13 protein-coding genes and 3 pseudogenes are annotated in these 18263 nt (G+C 57.9%); 7 read left to right on the forward strand and 9 right to left on the reverse strand.

From position 1 onward, the window contains the following. Nucleotides 1-34 precede the first annotated feature (34 nt). From parC to ftsP, 3 genes are all read left to right on the forward strand, one after another. On the forward strand, nucleotides 35-2308 hold the full coding sequence (parC, locus tag AU509_RS08805) for a DNA topoisomerase IV subunit A (protein ID WP_094118161.1): 2274 nt from the start codon (nucleotides 35-37) through the stop codon (nucleotides 2306-2308). A 213-nt stretch (nucleotides 2309-2521) separates the two neighbouring features. Further along, nucleotides 2522-3259, forward strand: coding sequence for a 1-acylglycerol-3-phosphate O-acyltransferase (locus tag AU509_RS08810; RefSeq protein WP_085651025.1), 738 nt, complete (start codon nucleotides 2522-2524; stop codon nucleotides 3257-3259). A 103-nt stretch (nucleotides 3260-3362) separates the two neighbouring features. Next, complete coding sequence (gene ftsP, locus AU509_RS08815) at nucleotides 3363-4778, forward strand: cell division protein FtsP (protein WP_094118162.1); 1416 nt, start codon at nucleotides 3363-3365, stop codon at nucleotides 4776-4778. Nucleotides 4779-4797: 19 nt separating this feature from the next. Here ftsP and AU509_RS08820 read toward each other — a convergent pair. The 3 genes and pseudogenes from AU509_RS08820 to AU509_RS08830 all read right to left on the reverse strand — a co-directional run bounded on the left by AU509_RS08820 (nucleotide 4798) and on the right by AU509_RS08830 (nucleotide 8186). Then, nucleotides 4798-5744: pseudogene (locus AU509_RS08820) on the reverse strand (PfkB family carbohydrate kinase). Then, nucleotides 5744-7162: a purine-cytosine permease family protein gene (locus AU509_RS08825; RefSeq protein WP_085651023.1), complete on the reverse strand. Its 1419-nt coding sequence runs from the start codon at nucleotides 7160-7162 to the stop codon at nucleotides 5744-5746. Before AU509_RS08825 ends, AU509_RS08820 begins: the two are co-directional and overlap by 1 nt. Next, nucleotides 7108-8186: pseudogene (locus tag AU509_RS08830) on the reverse strand (ADP-ribosylglycohydrolase family protein). Before AU509_RS08830 ends, AU509_RS08825 begins: the two are co-directional and overlap by 55 nt. Before the next feature lie 197 nt (nucleotides 8187-8383). Here AU509_RS08830 and AU509_RS08835 point away from each other — a divergent pair. Then, the gene (locus AU509_RS08835; RefSeq protein WP_085651021.1) at nucleotides 8384-9124 is read left to right on the forward strand and encodes a GntR family transcriptional regulator; all 741 of its coding nucleotides are present in this window, start codon (nucleotides 8384-8386) and stop codon (nucleotides 9122-9124) included. Nucleotides 9125-9182: 58 nt separating this feature from the next. Here AU509_RS08835 and dkgA read toward each other — a convergent pair whose 3' ends face one another. The 3 genes and pseudogenes from dkgA to AU509_RS08850 form a co-directional block, all read right to left on the reverse strand. Next, on the reverse strand, nucleotides 9183-10028 hold the full coding sequence (gene dkgA / locus AU509_RS08840) for a 2,5-didehydrogluconate reductase DkgA (protein ID WP_094118163.1): 846 nt from the start codon (nucleotides 10026-10028) through the stop codon (nucleotides 9183-9185). Nucleotides 10029-10226: 198 nt separating this feature from the next. Further along, nucleotides 10227-11389: pseudogene (yqhD, locus tag AU509_RS08845) on the reverse strand (alcohol dehydrogenase). 3 nt (nucleotides 11390-11392) lie between these two features. Then, the gene (locus AU509_RS08850; protein ID WP_094118164.1) at nucleotides 11393-12133 is read right to left on the reverse strand and encodes an NADPH-dependent oxidoreductase; all 741 of its coding nucleotides are present in this window, start codon (nucleotides 12131-12133) and stop codon (nucleotides 11393-11395) included. Nucleotides 12134-12340: 207 nt separating this feature from the next. On the opposite strand from AU509_RS08850, the gene AU509_RS08855 reads away from it, so the two are divergent. Next, a complete protein-coding gene (locus AU509_RS08855) occupies nucleotides 12341-13255 on the forward strand; it encodes an AraC family transcriptional regulator (protein WP_085651087.1) in 915 nt (304 codons plus the stop codon). 45 nt (nucleotides 13256-13300) lie between these two features. Here the strand turns inward: AU509_RS08855 and AU509_RS08860 are convergent, their stop codons facing one another. Both AU509_RS08860 and metC read right to left on the reverse strand, forming a co-directional pair. Beyond that, nucleotides 13301-13960 (reverse strand): DedA family protein, encoded by a 660-nt coding sequence (locus tag AU509_RS08860; protein ID WP_085651017.1) that lies wholly within the window; start codon nucleotides 13958-13960, stop codon nucleotides 13301-13303. A gap of 189 nt (nucleotides 13961-14149) precedes the next feature. Then, on the reverse strand, nucleotides 14150-15343 hold the full coding sequence (gene metC, locus AU509_RS08865; protein ID WP_094118165.1) for a cystathionine beta-lyase: 1194 nt from the start codon (nucleotides 15341-15343) through the stop codon (nucleotides 14150-14152). Between the two features lie 329 nt (nucleotides 15344-15672). On the opposite strand from metC, the gene exbB reads away from it, so the two are divergent. Both exbB and exbD read left to right on the forward strand, forming a co-directional pair. After that, nucleotides 15673-16632, forward strand: coding sequence for a tol-pal system-associated acyl-CoA thioesterase (gene exbB / locus AU509_RS08870; RefSeq protein WP_085651015.1), 960 nt, complete (start codon nucleotides 15673-15675; stop codon nucleotides 16630-16632). 3 nt (nucleotides 16633-16635) lie between these two features. Continuing rightward, on the forward strand, nucleotides 16636-17055 hold the full coding sequence (exbD, locus tag AU509_RS08875; protein WP_074728878.1) for a TonB system transport protein ExbD: 420 nt from the start codon (nucleotides 16636-16638) through the stop codon (nucleotides 17053-17055). 168 nt (nucleotides 17056-17223) lie between these two features. Here the strand turns inward: exbD and AU509_RS08880 are convergent, their stop codons facing one another. Continuing rightward, the gene (locus tag AU509_RS08880) at nucleotides 17224-18243 is read right to left on the reverse strand and encodes a substrate-binding domain-containing protein (RefSeq protein WP_085651014.1); all 1020 of its coding nucleotides are present in this window, start codon (nucleotides 18241-18243) and stop codon (nucleotides 17224-17226) included. Between the last annotated feature and the right edge of the window lie 20 nt (nucleotides 18244-18263).

Here is an 18263-nt window from a genome sequence, read left to right on the forward strand (position 1 = left end):
TTAGACAGCCAACGCCACGGTTTAAGGATAATGAATGAGTGAATTGACTCATGACGGCGCAGAACGCCTTGCGCTGCACACGTTTACAGAGAACGCCTATCTCAACTACTCCATGTACGTCATCATGGATAGGGCGCTGCCGTTTATCGGCGACGGCCTGAAGCCGGTTCAGCGCCGTATCGTCTATGCGATGTCGGAGCTGGGATTGAACGCCAGCGCCAAATTCAAGAAATCCGCTCGTACCGTCGGCGACGTACTGGGTAAATACCATCCGCACGGCGACAGCGCCTGTTACGAAGCGATGGTGTTGATGGCCCAGCCGTTCTCCTACCGCTATCCGCTGGTCGACGGCCAGGGAAACTGGGGGGCGCCGGACGATCCGAAGTCCTTCGCCGCGATGCGTTACACCGAATCCCGCCTGTCCAAATATGCCGAAGTGCTGCTGGGCGAGTTGGGTCAGGGCACGGTGGACTATACGCCGAACTTCGACGGCACGATGCAGGAGCCGAAAACGCTGCCGGCTCGACTGCCGAACGTGCTGCTGAACGGCACTACCGGCATCGCTGTTGGGATGGCGACGGATATTCCTCCGCACAACGTACGTGAAGTCGCCGCCGCGACGGTCGCGCTGATCGACAACCCGGACGCGACGCTGGACGAGCTGCTTGAACGGGTTCAGGGGCCGGATTTCCCGACTGAAGCGGAAATCATCACGCCGCGCGAAGAGCTGCGCAAGATGTACCGGACCGGTCGCGGCTCTGTCCGCATGCGCGCGGTATGGAAAAAAGAAGACGGCTCCGCCGTCATCACCGCGCTGCCCCATCAGGTGTCCGGCGCCAAGGTGCTGGAGCAGATCGCCAGCCAGATGCGCGCCAAGAAGCTGCCGATGCTGGAAGACCTGAGGGATGAGTCAGACCACGAAAATCCCACGCGTCTGGTGCTGGTTCCTCGCTCGAATCGTGTCGACCTGGAGATGGTGATGAACCACCTGTTCGTCACCACCGATCTGGAAAAAAGCTACCGCATCAACATGAACATGATCGGTCTGGATTCTCGCCCCAGCGTCAAAGGGCTGCGTGAAATCCTGACCGAGTGGCTGGTCTTCCGACGCGCTACTGTCCGCCGTCGACTGAACTACCGGCTGGAGAAGGTGCTCAAGCGCCTGCATATTCTGGAAGGTCTGCTGGTGGCGTTTCTGAATATCGATGAAGTGATCCACATCATCCGTACGGAAGACGAACCCAAGCCGGTATTGATGAAGCAGTTCAGCCTGAGCGAAACGCAGGCGGAAGCGATTCTGGAGCTGAAACTGCGCCACCTCGCCAAGCTCGAAGAGATGAAAATCCGTGGCGAGCAGGACGATTTGGCGAAAGAGCGCGATCAGTTGCAGGCGTTGCTGGCCTCCGAGCGCAAACTCAACACGCTGCTGAAAAAAGAGATTGAAGCCGACGCCAAGGCGTATGGCGACGATCGCCGTTCGCCGCTACATGAACGTGGCGAAGCGAAGGCAATGAATGAGCACGATCTGCTGCCGTCCGAACCGGTGACGATTGTGCTGTCCGAAATGGGCTGGGTGCGCAGCGCCAAAGGCCATGATATCGATCCCGCCGGGCTGAGTTATCGTGCTGGCGATACGTTCCGCGCCGCCGCGCGTGGGAAGAGCAACCAACCGGTGGTCTTTATCGACACCACCGGGCGGAGCTATGCGCTCGACCCGCTGACGTTGCCTTCGGCCAGAGGACAAGGCGAGCCGCTGACCGGCAAGCTGACGCCGCCGCCGGGCGCGACGGTGGAGCAGGTGCTGATGGCGGCGGACGACCAGAAACTGCTGCTGTCTTCCGACGCCGGATACGGCTTCGTGTGTACCTTTAGCGATCTGGTGGCGCGCAACCGCGTCGGGAAGAGCGTGCTGACGTTGCCGAACAACGCGAAGGTCATGCCGCCGCTCAGCGTGCAAAGCGACGACGATTTGCTGTTGACGATCACCGCCGCCGGGCGAATGCTGCTCTTCCCTGTGGCGGATCTGCCGCAGCTGTCGAAAGGAAAGGGCAACAAAATCGTCTCTATCCCTGCCGCTCAGGCGGCCAGCGGTGAAGACAAGATCGGCTGGTTGTTTATCATCACGTCGACCTCTTCCGTGACGCTGTATGTGGGTAAACGCAAGCTGACCCTGCGGCCGGAAGATTTGCAGAAGTTCCGTGCGGAACGCGGCCGTAAAGGCACGCTGTTGCCACGCGGTTTGCAACGAGTCGATCGCGTAGAGGTTGTGTCTCCGCAGGCCCCCGCCGATAAGAGCGGCGACGCCTGATTCTCGCGTATTATCAGCGCCGCGGGGGACCGCGGCTAAAATGACGGACGCCTTATCTGTCGGTGTGTTTCACCGGGGGATAAGGCGTTTTTAAGTTGTACTTCTGACTGCGGCGTGCATGCTGAATATTGGATACATTCGGAAGCAAGGTTCGCCGTGTGTTTTGGAAGGAAGCCGCTATACTACCGGCGGCAGTTGGCTAATGAGGTTGTTATGGTATTTCTTCTTCGCTTTGTGGTCGTGATAGTGTCCGCTATCCTGATTTGTCTGTTTGGCTTTATCTACTGTTTATTCAGCCCGAAAAACCCGCGGCACGTATCAACGTTTGGTCGTATGTTCGGGCGGCTTTCGACGTTGTTCGGCCTGAAGGTCGATATTCGCCTTCCTGAGGATGTCTCTCGCTACGGCGACTGTATCTACATCGCCAATCACCAAAACAACTATGACATGATCACGGCGGCCAACGTCGTACAGCCTCGCACCATCACGGTCGGTAAAAAGAGCCTGGCCTGGATCCCGTTTTTCGGCCCGTTGTACTGGATTACCGGCAACTTGCTGATTGACCGCGATAACCGCACCCGCGCGCACGGCACCATTGCGCAGGTCGTGCAGCACATCAAAGAACAGCATATTTCCGTGTGGATGTTTCCGGAAGGAACCCGCAGTCGCGGGCGCGGCCTGATGCCGTTTAAAACCGGCGCTTTCCATGCGGCCATCGGTGCGGGTGTCCCCGTCGTGCCGATCTGTATCTCCAACACGCATAACAAAGTGAAGCTTAATCGCTGGAACAACGGTCTGGTCATTGTTGAAATGTTGCCGCCGATCGATTGCAGCGCCTACGGCAAGGATCAGGTCCGTGAACTAGCGGCGCATTGTCACGCGGTGATGGCGGAAAAAATTCAGCAGCTCGATGCGGAAGTCGCCGCTCGGGAAGCCGCTAAAAAACGATAGCCGTGAGTCCAGCCGCACGGTCCGGTGGCGGCGTATCAGCAGGTCTGATCTTCCTTTGGGAAGTGATAGGTAGCATGCGGTTTTACAGGTTTTCGGAGTGATTATGTCATTAAGCCGGCGTCAGTTTCTTCGGGCATCTGGTGTGGCCCTGTGTTCCAGCGCCATGCCATTAACGGCTAAGGCCGATGTTTCTACCAACATGTTACCTATTCCCCCGCTCATCGAATCCCGTCGCGGGCAGCCGGTCTTCCTGACCCTACAGCGCGCGCACTGGGCTTTTTCCGGCAATCGTAAAGTTCCGGTATGGGGAATCAACGGCCGCTATCTCGGCCCCACCGTCCGGGTGTACAGCGACGATGACGTCAAGCTGATTTACAGCAACCGACTGACTGAACCGGTGTCGATGACCGTCAGCGGCCTGCAGGTGCCCGGCTCGTTGATGGGGGGCGCTGGCCGTATCATCCCGGCCGGTATGGACTGGTCGCCGGTGTTGCCGATCCGCCAGCCAGCCGCTACCTGCTGGTATCACGCCAATACGCCAAACCGTATGGCGCCGCACGTCTATAACGGTCTGGCGGGCCTGTGGCTGGTGGAAGATCGCATCAGCCAATCGCTGCCGATCCCCAATCATTATGGCGTCGACGATTTTCCGTTGATGATCCAGGATAAGCGGCTTGATGGCTTTGGCACGCCGCAGTATGACCCGCCGAGCCACGATGGCTTCGTTGGCGACATCCTGCTGGTCAACGGCATGCAGACTCCGTTTGTCGAAGTGTCGCGCGGTTGGGTACGTCTGCGGTTGTTGAATGCCTCGAACGCACGCCGCTACCTCCTACAGATGAGCGACAACCGGCCCATGTATCTGATCGCCAACGATCAGGGCTTTCTGCCCGCGCCGCTGGCGTTGAACCAGTTGCCTATCGCGCCGGGCGAGCGCCGCGAGATTCTGATTGATATGTCAAAGGGCGACGAGGTGACGCTGACTGCCGGTGCGTCGGCCGGCATTATGGACCGCCTGCGCGGCCTGTTCGAGCCGTCCTCGATTCTGATATCTGGCCAAATTCTGACTCTGAAACCGACCGGCATGCTGCCGCTGGTGACCGACACGCTGCCGATGCGGCTGTTGGCGGATAACATCGTGGATAGCACCATCAGCCGTACCCGTGAATTCCGGCTGGGCGATACCTTGCCGGGCATCAACGGCGCGATGTGGGATATGAACCGGACGGATGTGCAGACGCAGGTTGGACGCTGTGAGCGCTGGCTCGTACATGCGGATACGCCGCAGCCCTTCCATATTCAGGGGGCTTCCTTCCTGGTGCGCAGCGTGAACGGCGGCAGAATTCCGCCGGAAGATAATGGCTGGAAGGATACGGTATGGGTGGAGAACGACGTGGAACTGCTGGTGTACTTCAATCAGTCTTCCGTCGACCGTTTCCCGTTCCTGTACTACAGCCATACGCTGGAGATGGCGGATAAAGGATCGGCCGGACAGCTGGTGGTGCAGGCGAACGCCTAAACGCGTTCGCCCGATGCGGCTAGTGATGCGGCGCGGCGCTGGGGGCGGTGGCGAAACGTTGTTGCAGCTCCTGCCAATCCGGCGCGCCATTTGCGCCGGGCCGGGAGACCACGCAGGCGGCGATACGATTCGCCAAATCCACCGCGTCCGCCAGCGGCCACTGCGCCGACAGGGCGGCCAGCAGCCCGCCGCTGTGCGCATCACCGGCACCGATGGTATCGACCACCTCCACCGGGTAGATTGGCGCGTAGCGGGGCGTTTCTCCCGGCACGCATAGCCAGGCGCCGTCTTTGTCCAACCGGCAAATCAGCGTCAGATGATGGCGGGCGGCGTACTCTGCGGACAGCGCGATAGGGTCGCCATCGCCGCACAGAAAACGGGTTTCGTCCCGGTTCAGCGTCAGCAGGGTATTCGTATTGTCCAGCGCCGTGATAAAGGTGGGCGGTACGTCTGCGATACGCGGTCCCAGATCCACAAGCTTGCGCTGAGGCTGAGCCAGCAACCAGTCGCGCAGGAGGGCGCCGTTATCACTACTCAGCTCGTAGCCGCTGGCGTAGATCAGCGCGTCTTCCGGCACAACCAACTGAGCCAGCTTTTCCTTCGACCACTGCGACTCGCAGCCTGAAACCGATATAAACGTGCGTTCACCGGTCTCTTCCGCCAGCGCGAGGCACCAGCCGTTATCCTGATCGTCACTGCGAAGCTGTATGTCTAAACCTAGTGCGGCCATCTCTGCGGCGACGCGTTGGCTCCACGGTCCGTTGCCGACCGTCATTCCATTGATGACCGGTACCTGAAGTCGGCGGAGGGCGCGGGCGACGTTGAAGGCGCAGCCGCCAATCTGGTAGCCAGATCTTTCGCTTCAATATCTTCCCCGCTCTGCGGCAGCCGTTTCACGGCCATCACGTTATCGCCCACTGCGGCGCCGATCACCACTACGGGCGTGGTGGCATGAAAGTCCTTCATCATAGCTTCTCCTTGGGGTTACACAGCAAATACAGACCGTACGTCGCCAGGCTGATGCCGAAGGAGAGGAAAATGCCCAGGCTGGAATTGGCGAAAATTCCGACCGCCAGCGGACCGTCGATAAACCCGGTTTTCGTGACCAGCAGACCGCATACCGATCCCAACAGCCAGCAGCCGAGCGGGATCCAGCGGACGCCGCGATTTTCGCCGTTCAGCCCGAATAGCGTGACGGCCGAGTAGCCGCGATGCTGCCGCAGGCTTAGGTAGTCCAGGATAAACATCGCTGCCCACGAGCCGAGGAACACGCCGCAAAAAATCAGGAACGAAATAAATGGCGTCAGGAAGTCGCCGGAAACGAACAGAACGTAAATCGCCACGCCCAGCATCAGAATGGCGTCGATGGACACTGCCACGGACTGGCGGACTTTAATACCAATGGTCAGCAGGTTGAGGCTGGCTGAATAGAGGCTCAGTACCGCGATGGTGACGACGCCCGCGGTGGCGGTCAACAGGTAGGGAACGGACATCCACGGCGGAAGCACAGTGCCGATCAGCGCGATGGGATTGGCAGAACTGGCAAGATCCTTTAACTGGGAAGAGAGCAATATGCCGGCCAGCATCAGCAGGACCAGCGGCAGACAGGCGCCGCCGACCACGGAGGCGAAAATGCTGCTGCGCGGCGTGGATGGATGCTGATAGCGGCTGTAGTCGGCCCCCGCGATAGTCCAACCGATCCCGGTGCCTGCGGCAATCACGGAAACGGCCGGCAGGAAACCGGTCAGCCAACTGCCGGACGGCATCGCCAGCACCTGCTGCCACGGCGTATTGAACAGAATGTAGATGACCACAATCAACGTCATGGTGCCGAAAATCTTACTGAACCAATTCTGCATCGCGAACAGCACATTTTGCCCGAGCAGGCTGACAATGATGGTCAGGCCAGCAAACAACACCAAACAGATAGCAGTCAGCGTGTGGCTGGCGCTGAAGCCGATAGCTTCAAACAGCGCAGCTAGCGTCATGGTGCCGGTAATGACGTTGACGGCTTCCCAGCCGATCAGGCAGAACCAGCTGAACGCGGTGGGCGCGATGTTGCCGCGTAGGCCAAAGATGACGCGGGAGAGCGTCAGGGTCGAGGTGCGGCCGGTTTGTCCGGCAAAGGAGGTGTAGCCAACGAGCGAGAAGCTGGCGACGCCGATGACGGCGGCCAGGACGGACTGAATGAAGGAGAGTCCGAAGGAGACGATGATGGCGCCGTAAACGATGCCGAGGATGCCGATATTGGCGGCGCACCAGATCCAGAAAAGCTGTAGCGGGGTGCCCGTGCGTTCAGCCTCGGGCACCAGATCAATACCGGTTTCTTCTACTTTCCAACCTTTGGATGAAGGTTGTGTATCACCTCGTTGCGTTCCATCCATTCCAATGTGCTCCTCTTTATTCTGAATGCATAAAGTTTTGCAGCATGAGGAGTGAAGTCAATCTCATTGGCCTGATTGATGATGGAAACCCATGCTGCGGGAAAGGCATTAATACCTTGAAGCGCACCGCAAATCGCGGTGGCCATAGCGCCAATTGTATCCGTATCGCCGCCAAGATTGGCAGCTAATATAGCGCAGCGTTGGGGTTGGGTGACAGCCAGTTCGACCAGAGCCAGCGCCATCGGCACGGATTCCAGCGTATCCATGCCTGCGCCCAGCGTATCGTACAGCTCCGAGAGCGCTAGCGCGTCTGGGACATGACGTAGCGTGGCGGTCAGGCTGAATGCCTGCTCGATGCGGCGGCTTAGCTTTGGACTGAAAGTGGTGATGCGTTGCAGTTGGACTTCTTCCGCCAACCGCGGCAGTTCGTTTTTGATCGTCTTCCACTCCGCGCCGTCGATAGCGCGGCTGATGGCCCAGGCAATGACGACCGCGCCGGCAACGGCGATATCGGACTGATGCGTCGGGCTACAGGACAGGCGCACCGCGTGGATAAACGCGGCTTTGTCGGCGGTGGACATCAAACAACCCATCGGTGCTACACGCATAGCGGCGCCGTTGGTCACGCCGTTGGCGTTGATTTCATGCACGGGCGTGCCGGAACGAATAGCGTTCAACGCCGCCTTGGAACTGGGGCCAAGAACGTTTTTTTCGAAGGCGTTGATGCGCGTCGCCCATGCCAGAATATGCCTGGCGATGCGCTCAGGCTCAATGGCGCCTTTGGCTTCGATCACGGCGTTAATCAGGCGATGGCCTGTTGGGTGTCGTCGGTGAATTCCCCTGCGATAAGACCGCAGGCGGCGACATTGACGTCTGGTCCTGGCAGAAAGCGATCGATCCAGCCAAAGTGCTGGCGGACGCGCTTCTGCGGCCAAAGTTCTGATGGCATCCCCATCGCGTCACCCGCCGCTTGCCCATAGAGACAACCGAGGATGGCGTCGTGGGGATGTTTTATTACGGTCATGAAGACCCCTGGTGTTGGCTTAGTTTCCTAATACCGTGGCTAATGTATAAAAAGCGTGCGTTAATTGCAAGTCCAATTTAAAGCCTTTATGATGCCAATGTAAATCCTAAGTACATTACCCTGCATATTATGAGTATCCAGGCGGTGGGGAATTGATAAAAAATTGCCTCATTAAAGACCCTAACTACAAGGCAGCCATGGAAGAATTTTTTATTCAGTTACGGTCCTTGCTGGACAAGCCGTCATCCGCTCCGCGTTACATGCAACTGGCGAAAGCGCTGGAGCTCGCTATTCAGCAACGGCGCGATCTCAGCGGGCATTTTTTACCGCCGGAGCGCCAGCTGGTACAACTGCTGGGGCTGTCCCGCGTCACGGTTTCCCGTTCTCTGGCGCTGCTGGAGCAGAAAGGGTTGATTCTTCGCCAGCAAGGCGTCGGCACGCGTATCGCCCTCCAGCTCGACTATGCGCTGACCAGCGATGAACCGGGTTTCTCCGCGCTGGTTCAACAGCGGGGCGGGGTCGCCAGCAATAGTTGGCTGGAACGTATCACCGACGTCGCCATTAGTCCGACGCTGGCACTGACGATGCATCTTCCGGACAGCGCCGTGTTGACCAAACTTCGTCGCGTCAGGCTGTTGAATGATGAGCCGGCATCGCTGGAGACGGTATGGATCCCACAGCGCTGGTTACCGAAACCGGAAGAAATTGAACATTCGCTGTACGGCTATTGGCGCGAGCGACACATCTTTCCAGAAAATCGGCGTTATCGTGTCCGTGCCGTTAGCGCAACGCGGGAAATTTCGAAACTGCTGAAAGTGCCGAATGGCATGCCACTGCTGTTTAGCCGTCAGCACACCTTCGACGCCAAAGGTGAGTTATTGGAATACTGCGAAATTTATTGCCGTAGCGATATCTATGAATTTGAAGTGTCAGACTGAATCACCGTCCCTGCGGTAAGCGCAGCGCCGGTCAGACCAGCGCTGCGGCGGGACGAGATTACGCTTCAGCAGGGGGTTGGTCCGGATCGGGCCCCAGACGCTTGCCGCTGTCCAGCGCGGCGATCTGGCTTAGTTCCTCTTTTTCTAATTTAAAATCAAGCACATCGAAATTCTCTTGGATGCGTGCCGGTGTGACGGATTTCGGGATCACCACCAATCCGTTATCAAGATGCCAGCGGATGACAATCTGCGCTGGTGTCTTGCCGTATTTTTTCGCCAGGTCACGGATAATGGGCGTATCAAATACGCCTTTCCCGCCCTGCGCCAGCGGACTCCAGGATTCGGTCTGAATGTGGTGCGTGGTGTTCCAGGCATGTAGCGAGCGCTGTTGCAGCAGCGGATGCAGTTCGATCTGGTTGATGACCGGCATCACCCCGGTGGCTTCCTTGAGACGCTGCAGGTGGTGGGGATGAAAGTTGCTGACGCCGATGCTTTTAGTGAGCCCCTGTTCCTGCAATCGGATCAAACCCCGCCACGCCTCGATATAGGTATCCTCGGCGCTGCCTTTAGGCGGCCAGGGCCAGTGGATCAGGTAGAGGTTGACATAGTCCAGCTTCAGCTTGCGTAGGCTCTCCGTCAGCGCTTGTACCGGACGGCCTTGATCGCTGTTCCAGAGTTTGGTGGTGATATACAGATCGTTGCGCGGCAGCCCGGCGGACTGTAACGCCTCGCCCACCGCAGCTTCGTTTTGATAGATGGCCGCGGTATCGATGGCCTTGTATCCCGTTTTCAGTGCTTCATTCACCGCAACAATGGTTTCTTCATGGCTGGCTTGCCATACGCCCAGTCCCAACTGCGGGATGGTTTTGCCGTCACTCAGTTTAATGATGGGTTGTGTCGTCATAGCATTCTCCTTGTTCCGGCCCGACCACGCAGCGCGGTCGATGCAGACTGCAGGTTCGCTTTTCGGCAAGCCGAAAGCGAATAACGGCGGTTTCCGTGAGAGGAAAAACCGCCGGAGTGCTTGTCGCCGCAGGGGAAAGCGTTTTCCCGATGCGCAGCGTTAAACAGCAGTGTAGCTGAAAGCTGAAGAGGGGGAGGCTTAGCGAGCAGCCTCGTAGACGCGTTGACTGTCGGCCAGCGTAATATCCTTGTGCTCGCCGAGCGACGTCATGCCGTGCTCCTTGAGTTTTTCCACCAGCGCCGGGATGCTGCTGCCGTCCAACTGATAGTCCGACATCCGCGTCGGAACGCCCATGCGTTCGAAGAACTCACGGGTGGCCTCAATCGCGCCCTCAATTCGCTGCGCTTCGCTGCCGTCGCGGAGACCCCATACGCGTTCAGCATACTGAAGCAGTTTCTCCCGTTTCTGCGCTTGACGGTCGCGGAGCATGGCTGGCAGAACAACCGCCAATGTCTGAGCATGATCCAATCCGTGCATGGCGGTCAGCTCATGCCCCAGCATATGCGTCGACCAGTCTTGCGGCACGCCCGCGCCGATCAGACCGTTCAACGCCAGGGTCGCGCTCCACATGACATTGGCGCGCACAGTGTAGTTATCCGGTTCTTTCAGCGCGCGCGGACCTTCTTCGATCAGTGTCAGCAGCAGCCCTTCCGCGAAGCATCCTGCACTTTCGCGTCGACCGGATAGGTCAGGTATTGCTCCAGCGTATGGACAAAGGCATCGACGACGCCGTTGGCGATCTGGCGCTCAGGAAGAGTGTAGGTAACCACCGGGTCCAGTACGGCAAACTGCGGGCGCACCAGTGGGGTATGGAACGCCTGCTTATCGCCGCTGGCTTTCCGCGTGATCACCGCGCCGCTGTTGGACTCGGAGCCGGTTGCCGGCAGCGTCAGCACCACGCCGATAGGCAGCGCCTGGGTGATGTCCTGTCCATGGGTCTGCAGGATATGCCATGGATCTTCCGACGCCGTGTAATTCGCTGCCGCCGCAATGAATTTGGTGCCGTCCGCGACTGAACCGCCGCCGACGGCAAGCAGAAAGTCGATGTGATCCCGGTGAACCACGTCGACGGCCTTCATCAGCGTTTCGTAAGTCGGGTTAGGCTCAACGCCGGAAAACTCCGTGATGCTGCGGCCTGCGAGGGCGGCGTGAACCTGATCGAGCACGCCATTGCGTTTGATACTGCCGCCGCCGTAGACGATCAGAATACGCGCGTCTTCAGGAATTTCGGCGGCGATACCCGCGATCTGTCCTTCCCCGAAGAGAATTTTCGTCGGGGTATGCAGGGTAAAATTGTTCATAGATTATTTATCCAGTTTAAAGCCTTGCTGAAGCAGGGCGGGTAGAACTTCGGGGAAATAGATGTGCTGGTAATAGTCCGCGGTGTTAGGCCCCCAGGCGGCGCCGTCAGTGCGACCGATCTTTTCCCAGTGTTTTGTCAGCGTTTCATCGTATTGCTTGATGGCGTCGTTCAGCGTGTCGTCCTGATACGTTTCTTCGTGCCGGAAGGTGCTGACAGGCAGACGAGGTTTCTGGTACGCCGGTTGGTCGACGTAGCCCATCACCAGTCCTACCAGCGGGAAAGTGTGTTCCGGCAACTCGAGCAGTTCGATCATGGCTTGAGGATCGCGGCGGACCGCGCCGATAGGCACGATGCCCAGTCCATAGGAATGGGCCGCAGCGATCAGGGTGCCCAGGGCGATGCCGACATCGGTACTGCCGGAGACGATGCTCTCCACGCTTTCGTGGGCATGTTGCTCAAAGCCGCTCAGGGCAATGGCACGTTCGCTTTTATGCATATCCAGCACTAGCGTCAGGAAGACCGGAGCCTGAGCTATCCAGTCTTGTCCACCCGCCAGTTCGGCGATGCGGGCGCGTCGCGCCGGATCGCGGGTGACCACAATAGAAACCTGCTGTGAATTAACGGACGTGGGGGCGAGGTAAGCGGTTTCGATGATGGCGGAAAGGACGTCTTCAGGGATCGCTTTATCCAGATAGCTGCGTTCGCTGCGATGGCTGGTTAATAACTTGATTGTCTCGTTCATGTTCTCCACCCCTTCTTGATTTGATTTTCTTCTGTCCATCGGGTTAGCCGATGGCATGGTCTGTGATTCATTCTCGGGATCTGTCGGCGTAGGTACAATGCTCATTTCTGTTTCGTTATTGCCTATTTCTGCAAAGGAGTGCAGGAATTGATGCTTGACGGCCGGATTTATGTCATTTTATTGCTATATTCTGCAAAGGATGAAGATATGCAAAGCGAAACACATCGCCAGCGGCTGGCGAATATGGCCCGACAATACGTGGGGCAGGGCTGCGTCACCGCCACGCCGATCCCGCAGGTCAGGGTCATCTATGCCGAAGAGCACTGTGTGCGTCGGCCGGTGATGTATGACCCCAGCATCGTCATCATATTTCAGGGCCATAAGGTCGGATACATGGGCGAAAAGACCTTTCGCTATGATCCGGAAAACTATCTGCTGATGACGGTGCCCTTGCCGTTTGAGTGCGAAACGTTCGCGACGCCGGAGCATCCGCTGATCGGCCTGTCGATACGAATGGAAAGCGCGATGTTGCAGGATTTACTGATGGATCTTGGCGATGATGAGTGTCCGGATCGTCCGCGCGCCGATATCACCGGGGTATGCAGCGTACCGCTGTACGACAAGATGCTGTGTGCGGCGGAGCGGCTGCTGGAGGCGATGGCCTCGCCCAGAGACGCCAGAGTGCTGGGGCCGGGGATTGTCCGGGAGATCATCTATTACGTGCTCTGCGGCGTAGGCGGGGCGGCGCTGCAGGCGGTGGTCAACCGGCATACCCATTTCAGCCAGATCGCGCGCGCGTTACGGCGTATCGAACATGATTACGCGGACAGCCTGAACGTGGAGCAGTTGGCCGCGGACGTAAACATGAGCGTGTCGGCCTTCCATCATAATTTCAAGGCGGTGACGAATACCTCGCCGCTGCAATATTTGAAATCTTACCGTCTGCACAAGGCGCGGATAATGATGCTGCATGGTGGGTTGAAAGCCGGTGCGGCGGCGCTGCAGGTCGGGTACGAAAGTCCCTCGCAGTTTAGCCGGGAGTTTAAACGCTATTTCGGTACGACGCCGGGCGACGAAGTGGTTCGGCTACGGTCGGGCAGGGCGCTGGTGGAAGGTAATTAACTGGCGTCGCCGCACGGGCATTCGGCCCGGCGGCGGAAGGCGGCGTCAGGCGCTGACGCGTCTTTTACGCCACAGCATGACGGCGATACCGACCAGGCTGCTAAGCAGCAGCACGACCGGCAGCAGGCACAGTCCGGTCATCACCTGATCTTCATAGCGTTTCACCAGCGGAATATGGCTGATGGCGTAGCCCAGCGAGACGATGCCGCAGACCCACAGCAGCCCGCTCAGCCAGTTGAAAACCTGAAAACGGGTATTGCTCAGTCCGGAAATCCCGGCGATGGTGGGGAGCAGCGTACGAATAAACGCCAGAAAACGGCCGATCAACAGCGCCACCAGTCCGTGGCGGTGAAACAGCGAGTATGCGCGTTGGTGATAGTGCACCGGCAACTGTCCCAGCCAGGTTTTAACCAGTCGGGTATGGCCCAGCCAGCGCCCTTGCAGGTAACTGAGCCAGCAGCCGAGGCTGGCCGCAATGGTCAGCAGCACCATGGTGGGGATAAAACTCATCACCCCTTTTGCGATCATGGCGCCCGCCAGCAACAGTAAGCTGTCTCCCGGCAGGAAGGACGCCGGCAACAGGCCATTCTCAAGAAATAAGGTAACGAAGAGAATGCCGTAGACCACCCATATCACGTGAGGATCGGCCAGCGCGCTGAAATCTTGCTGCCATAGCGCCTGAATTATTTCGTGAACAACACTCATTTTGCGTCCTGTCTGGTTTTGCTGGAACCCTCTGAAGTGAACAACGTATTGCTGCTCCGTGCCGCGGTTCGGGTACGTAATAGGGTGAAAAACGTGGGTTTGTCGTTATAACTGCTGTGTAACGACCATAATACACGTTTTCCCCATGCAATCGCAGCGAAATCAGGGGGTATAGCGAGACAGAAACCTTTACGATTCCTGAATTCTTCTGAACCCGTCAGCAAGATCCTCGATCAGATCGTCGCAATCTTCCAGTCCGATATGTAACCGAATCAACGTGCCGTTGAAATCAACGCCGCCGGCCGGTCGGATTTTGGCTAGCTCTTCTGGCTGATTTGCCAGAATCAGCGATTCGAAACCGCCCCAAGAATAAGCCATGCTGAAGTGGTGGAAGTTATCAAGATAGCTGGCTAACTGCGTTGACGAGAGTTTTTGTTTTAAAACAAACGAAAAAAGCCCGTTACAGCCGCTGAAGTCGCGCGTGAAGGCTGCGTGGCCTTTACATTCCGGCAGCGCGGGATGATTGACGACGTCGACTTCGGGACGTTCCGCCAGCCAGCGCGCAATGCGCAGGCTGCTTTCCTGATGCTGCTTCAGACGCACGCCCAGCGTACGCAGACCACGGCTGGCGACATAGGCGCTGTCGGCGTCCGCCATCTGTCCCATCAGATAAGATTGCTCGCGCAGCCTGTCCCAGCAGCGGGCATTGGCGACCGCGGTGCCCAGCATGGCGTCGGAATGTCCAACGATGTACTTGGTGCCGGACTGCACGGAGATATCCACGCCTGCGTCCAGCGCCTTAAACAGAATGCCTGCCGCCCAGGTGTTATCCATGATGATGACAATCTCCGGATTGACGCGGCGTACGGCGGCGACAATCGCGGGGACATCCTGGACTTCCATGGTGATGGAACCAGGGGATTCCAGAAATACCGCTTTGGTTTCCGGTTGGATCAATTCGGCGATGCCGTCGCCGATCAGCGGGTCGAAGTAGGTGGTGCTGACATTCATTCTGCCCAGCACTTTGTTACAAAAGTCCTGCGTCGGCTCATAGGCGGAGCCGGTCACCAGCAAATGGTCGCCCGCGGAGATGAATGACAGGATGGCATTGGCGATAGCCGCTGCGCCGCAAGGGTATAGCGCGCAGCCCGCGCCGTTTTCCAGCTCGGTCATGGCTTCTTGAAGAGAGAAGTGCGTCAGCGTTCCTCGGCGACCGTAAAACAGTGCGCCTTTGGCGCGATTTATCGTCGCCTGTTTCTTGTCTTGTACGCTGTCAAAGACGAGGGAGGAGGCTCGCTGAATCACGGGATTCACTGAACCTTGAGTAAATTTCTTCTGTCTTCCGGCGGATACCAGTGCTGTGGCGGTTTTTTTGCTCGTCATGCTTCACCTGTTGCTCATCGGCCTTAATGGCTCCTGTCATCGAGGAGCGCGGCGGTTTTATCTCTTTAACACCATTCTCTTTACGTTATCATGGCTGACACCGAGTGTGTCGGGCTGAAGGCTAAAAAGCACACTCTTGCTGCCAGTAAGGGCAGTAAAAGGGGATTGTGCTGTAAGGAAAGGCGGGGTTACGGCCAGAAGAGCCGACTGCCATGGAGATATATGCGCAATAATAATGAGAATAGCTATCAATTAATTTTGGCTTTGGTATCATTTTGACCAAAATGTTTGACCCATGAATAGCACTGAATGATTGGCGGAGGAACAGCGTGAATACGGCTGACATTAAAGGAAAGCAGCAGCAGGTTTCATCAGCCCGGCGGACGATTGGCGGCGCCATTGGCGCAGCGTACCGGAGCCTGCTGGCGTTATTGCTGGTGGCGGGCTTTAGCGGTTATGCGTTTGCCGCGCCTTCATCTTTACCTCTCTCCACGAACGGTGGCGATACAGCGGCGACCTCTCCGCTCTCGCTGCCGCCGGGTCCCGACGCGGCCGCGCCGGGCAATCTGATGCAAATGGATTTATCCGTGCTGGGGATGTATCAACACGCTGACATCGTGGTCAAGATCGTGATGATCGGCTTGATCCTAGCCTCGGTGATGACCTGGGCCATCTTCTTCGGCAAAAGCGCGGAGATGATCGGCGCCAAGCGCCGTCTGCGTCGAGAGCATGATGCGCTGAGCAACGTCCGCTCTCTGGACGAAGCGGCGGAAATGGCGCGTCTTTGCAAAGCGGGCAGCGTCGCGCAACAGTTTGTCGCTGAGGCGCAGGACGAAATCTCTCTATCGGCTCGTTCCGACGACAACCTCGGCATCAAAGAGCGCACCGCGTTTCGCTTTGAGCGCCGCGTCGCGGCCAACGGACGTCATATGTCGCGTGGGACCGGATACCTGGCGACCGTCGGTGCCATCGCGCCGTTTATCGGTCTGTTTGGTACGGTTTGGGGCATCATGAACAGCTTTATTGGTATCGCCCATACGCAGACGACTAATCTGGCCGTTGTCGCTCCCGGCATCGCCGAAGCGTTGCTGGCGACCGCTATCGGTCTGATTGCCGCGATCCCGGCGGTCGTGATCTACAACGTGTTCGCCCGTTCTACGACCAGCTACAAAGCGATGGTCGGCGATGTGGCGGCGCAGGTGCTGCTGCTCCAGAGCCGCGATTTAGACATCGCCGCCAGCGAAAGCAGCACCGCGTCTTCTTCGGCGCAGAAACTACGGGCGGGTTGAGCCATGGCGATGCATCTGAACGATGGACAGAACGAAAACGGCGAAATGCATGACATCAACGTCACGCCGTTTATCGATGTCATGCTGGTGCTGCTGATTATCTTTATGGTGGCGGCGCCGCTGGCGACGGTCGATGTTCGCGTGAACCTGCCCGCCTCTTCCGCAGCGCCTCAGCCGCGTGAAAAGCCGGTCTATCTGACGATTAAAGCCGACAAACAGCTTTATCTGGGTGAAGATCCGGTCACGCAAGATACGCTGGCGCAGACGTTGAATGCTAAAACCAACGGCAATAAAGAGAACACCATCTATTTCCAGGCAGATAAAAGCGTGGACTACGAGACCATGATGCAGGTGATGGACGCGCTGCGTTCCGCCGGCTACCTCAAAGTGGGGTTGATGGGGATGGAGAAAGTGTCTCGTTAATCATTTACGCCACATCCTGTACTTCAAGCGCGGCTTCTGCCGCGCTTTTTCATTTCTGTGAACCCCGCCTGTCGCCTTCTCTGCCGAAGGGATGTTCCCTTCAACCGCAGGCGCGATATCTGGTCAGAGGCGTGCCGTGCCGAAAGGCCGCTCCGCTGGCAAAGAAGCTTATCCGCGCGAGTCAGGGTGCCGCCAGTGAATGCGACTGGGGACGTAAACGCGTTTTTCGGGCAGGGCACGACCGTCGATCAGCGCGGTGATCATATCGAAGCTTCGGCTTGCCAGCGTTTCGCAATCTTGCGCGACCGTGTCGATGCGCAGCGGCAGACAGTCGAACAGGTAGTGATCGTCGAAGCTGCATAGTCTGATGTCGCTGTTCATCAGGTTGTGCTGATTCAGGTAGCGTAGTACCCCTTCCAGCAGGCCGCAGGCGGCGACAAACAGGGTCTTCGGGGGACGACCGAGCGTCGCGCAGAGCTCGGCGAACATTTCGTAGCCGGAGCTGGGGCGATAGTTGCCGTGAATGATCCAGTCCGGGTGGCAGCTGACTCCGGCGCGTTCCAGCCCTCGCTGGAAACCAGCCAGTCGATCGCGGGTGGGTGAAATACGGGATTGGCCGCCAATGAAATAGAACTCGCTCTGATGCTGACGCGCGACGGTTTCCACCAGCGTCGCCGTGGGCTCGATCGACTCGGTGATCACCAACGGCAGGTCGGAGTCTCCAATCATGCGGTCGAACTGTACGACAGGCAGTTGCTGGTTAATCTTCTGATACTCGGCGTCGTTCAGCATGCTGGAGGCGACAATCAGCCCGTCCACCTGACGTTGAATCAGGCTATTCACCGCCATGATTTCCTGGCTGGGGTTCTCGTCGGTACAGGCGATGAGCAGTTGCAGACCGGCTTCGCGGCACAGCATTTCCAGCTCGTGAGAAATCAACGCAAAGCCATAGTTGGTCATTTCCGGCACGACCAGACCGAGCGTGTTGCTGCGGGTGGAGCGAAGCGAGCGGGCATGAATGCTGGGAAGGTAACGATGTTGTTGAGCGAGAGCGAGAACGCGATCGCGCGTAGCGTCCGAGACGCGAAACTCTTTACTACGACCATTTAAAACCAAACTGGCGGTGGATTTGGAAACCCCCGCCAGCTTGGCGATATCACTGATGGTTACGCGCTTAGTTTGTTTCACCACTCGTTCTTAATGGTAGA

This window comes from Lonsdalea britannica, assembly GCF_002111595.1.
GTDB lineage: Bacteria > Pseudomonadota > Gammaproteobacteria > Enterobacterales > Enterobacteriaceae > Lonsdalea > Lonsdalea britannica.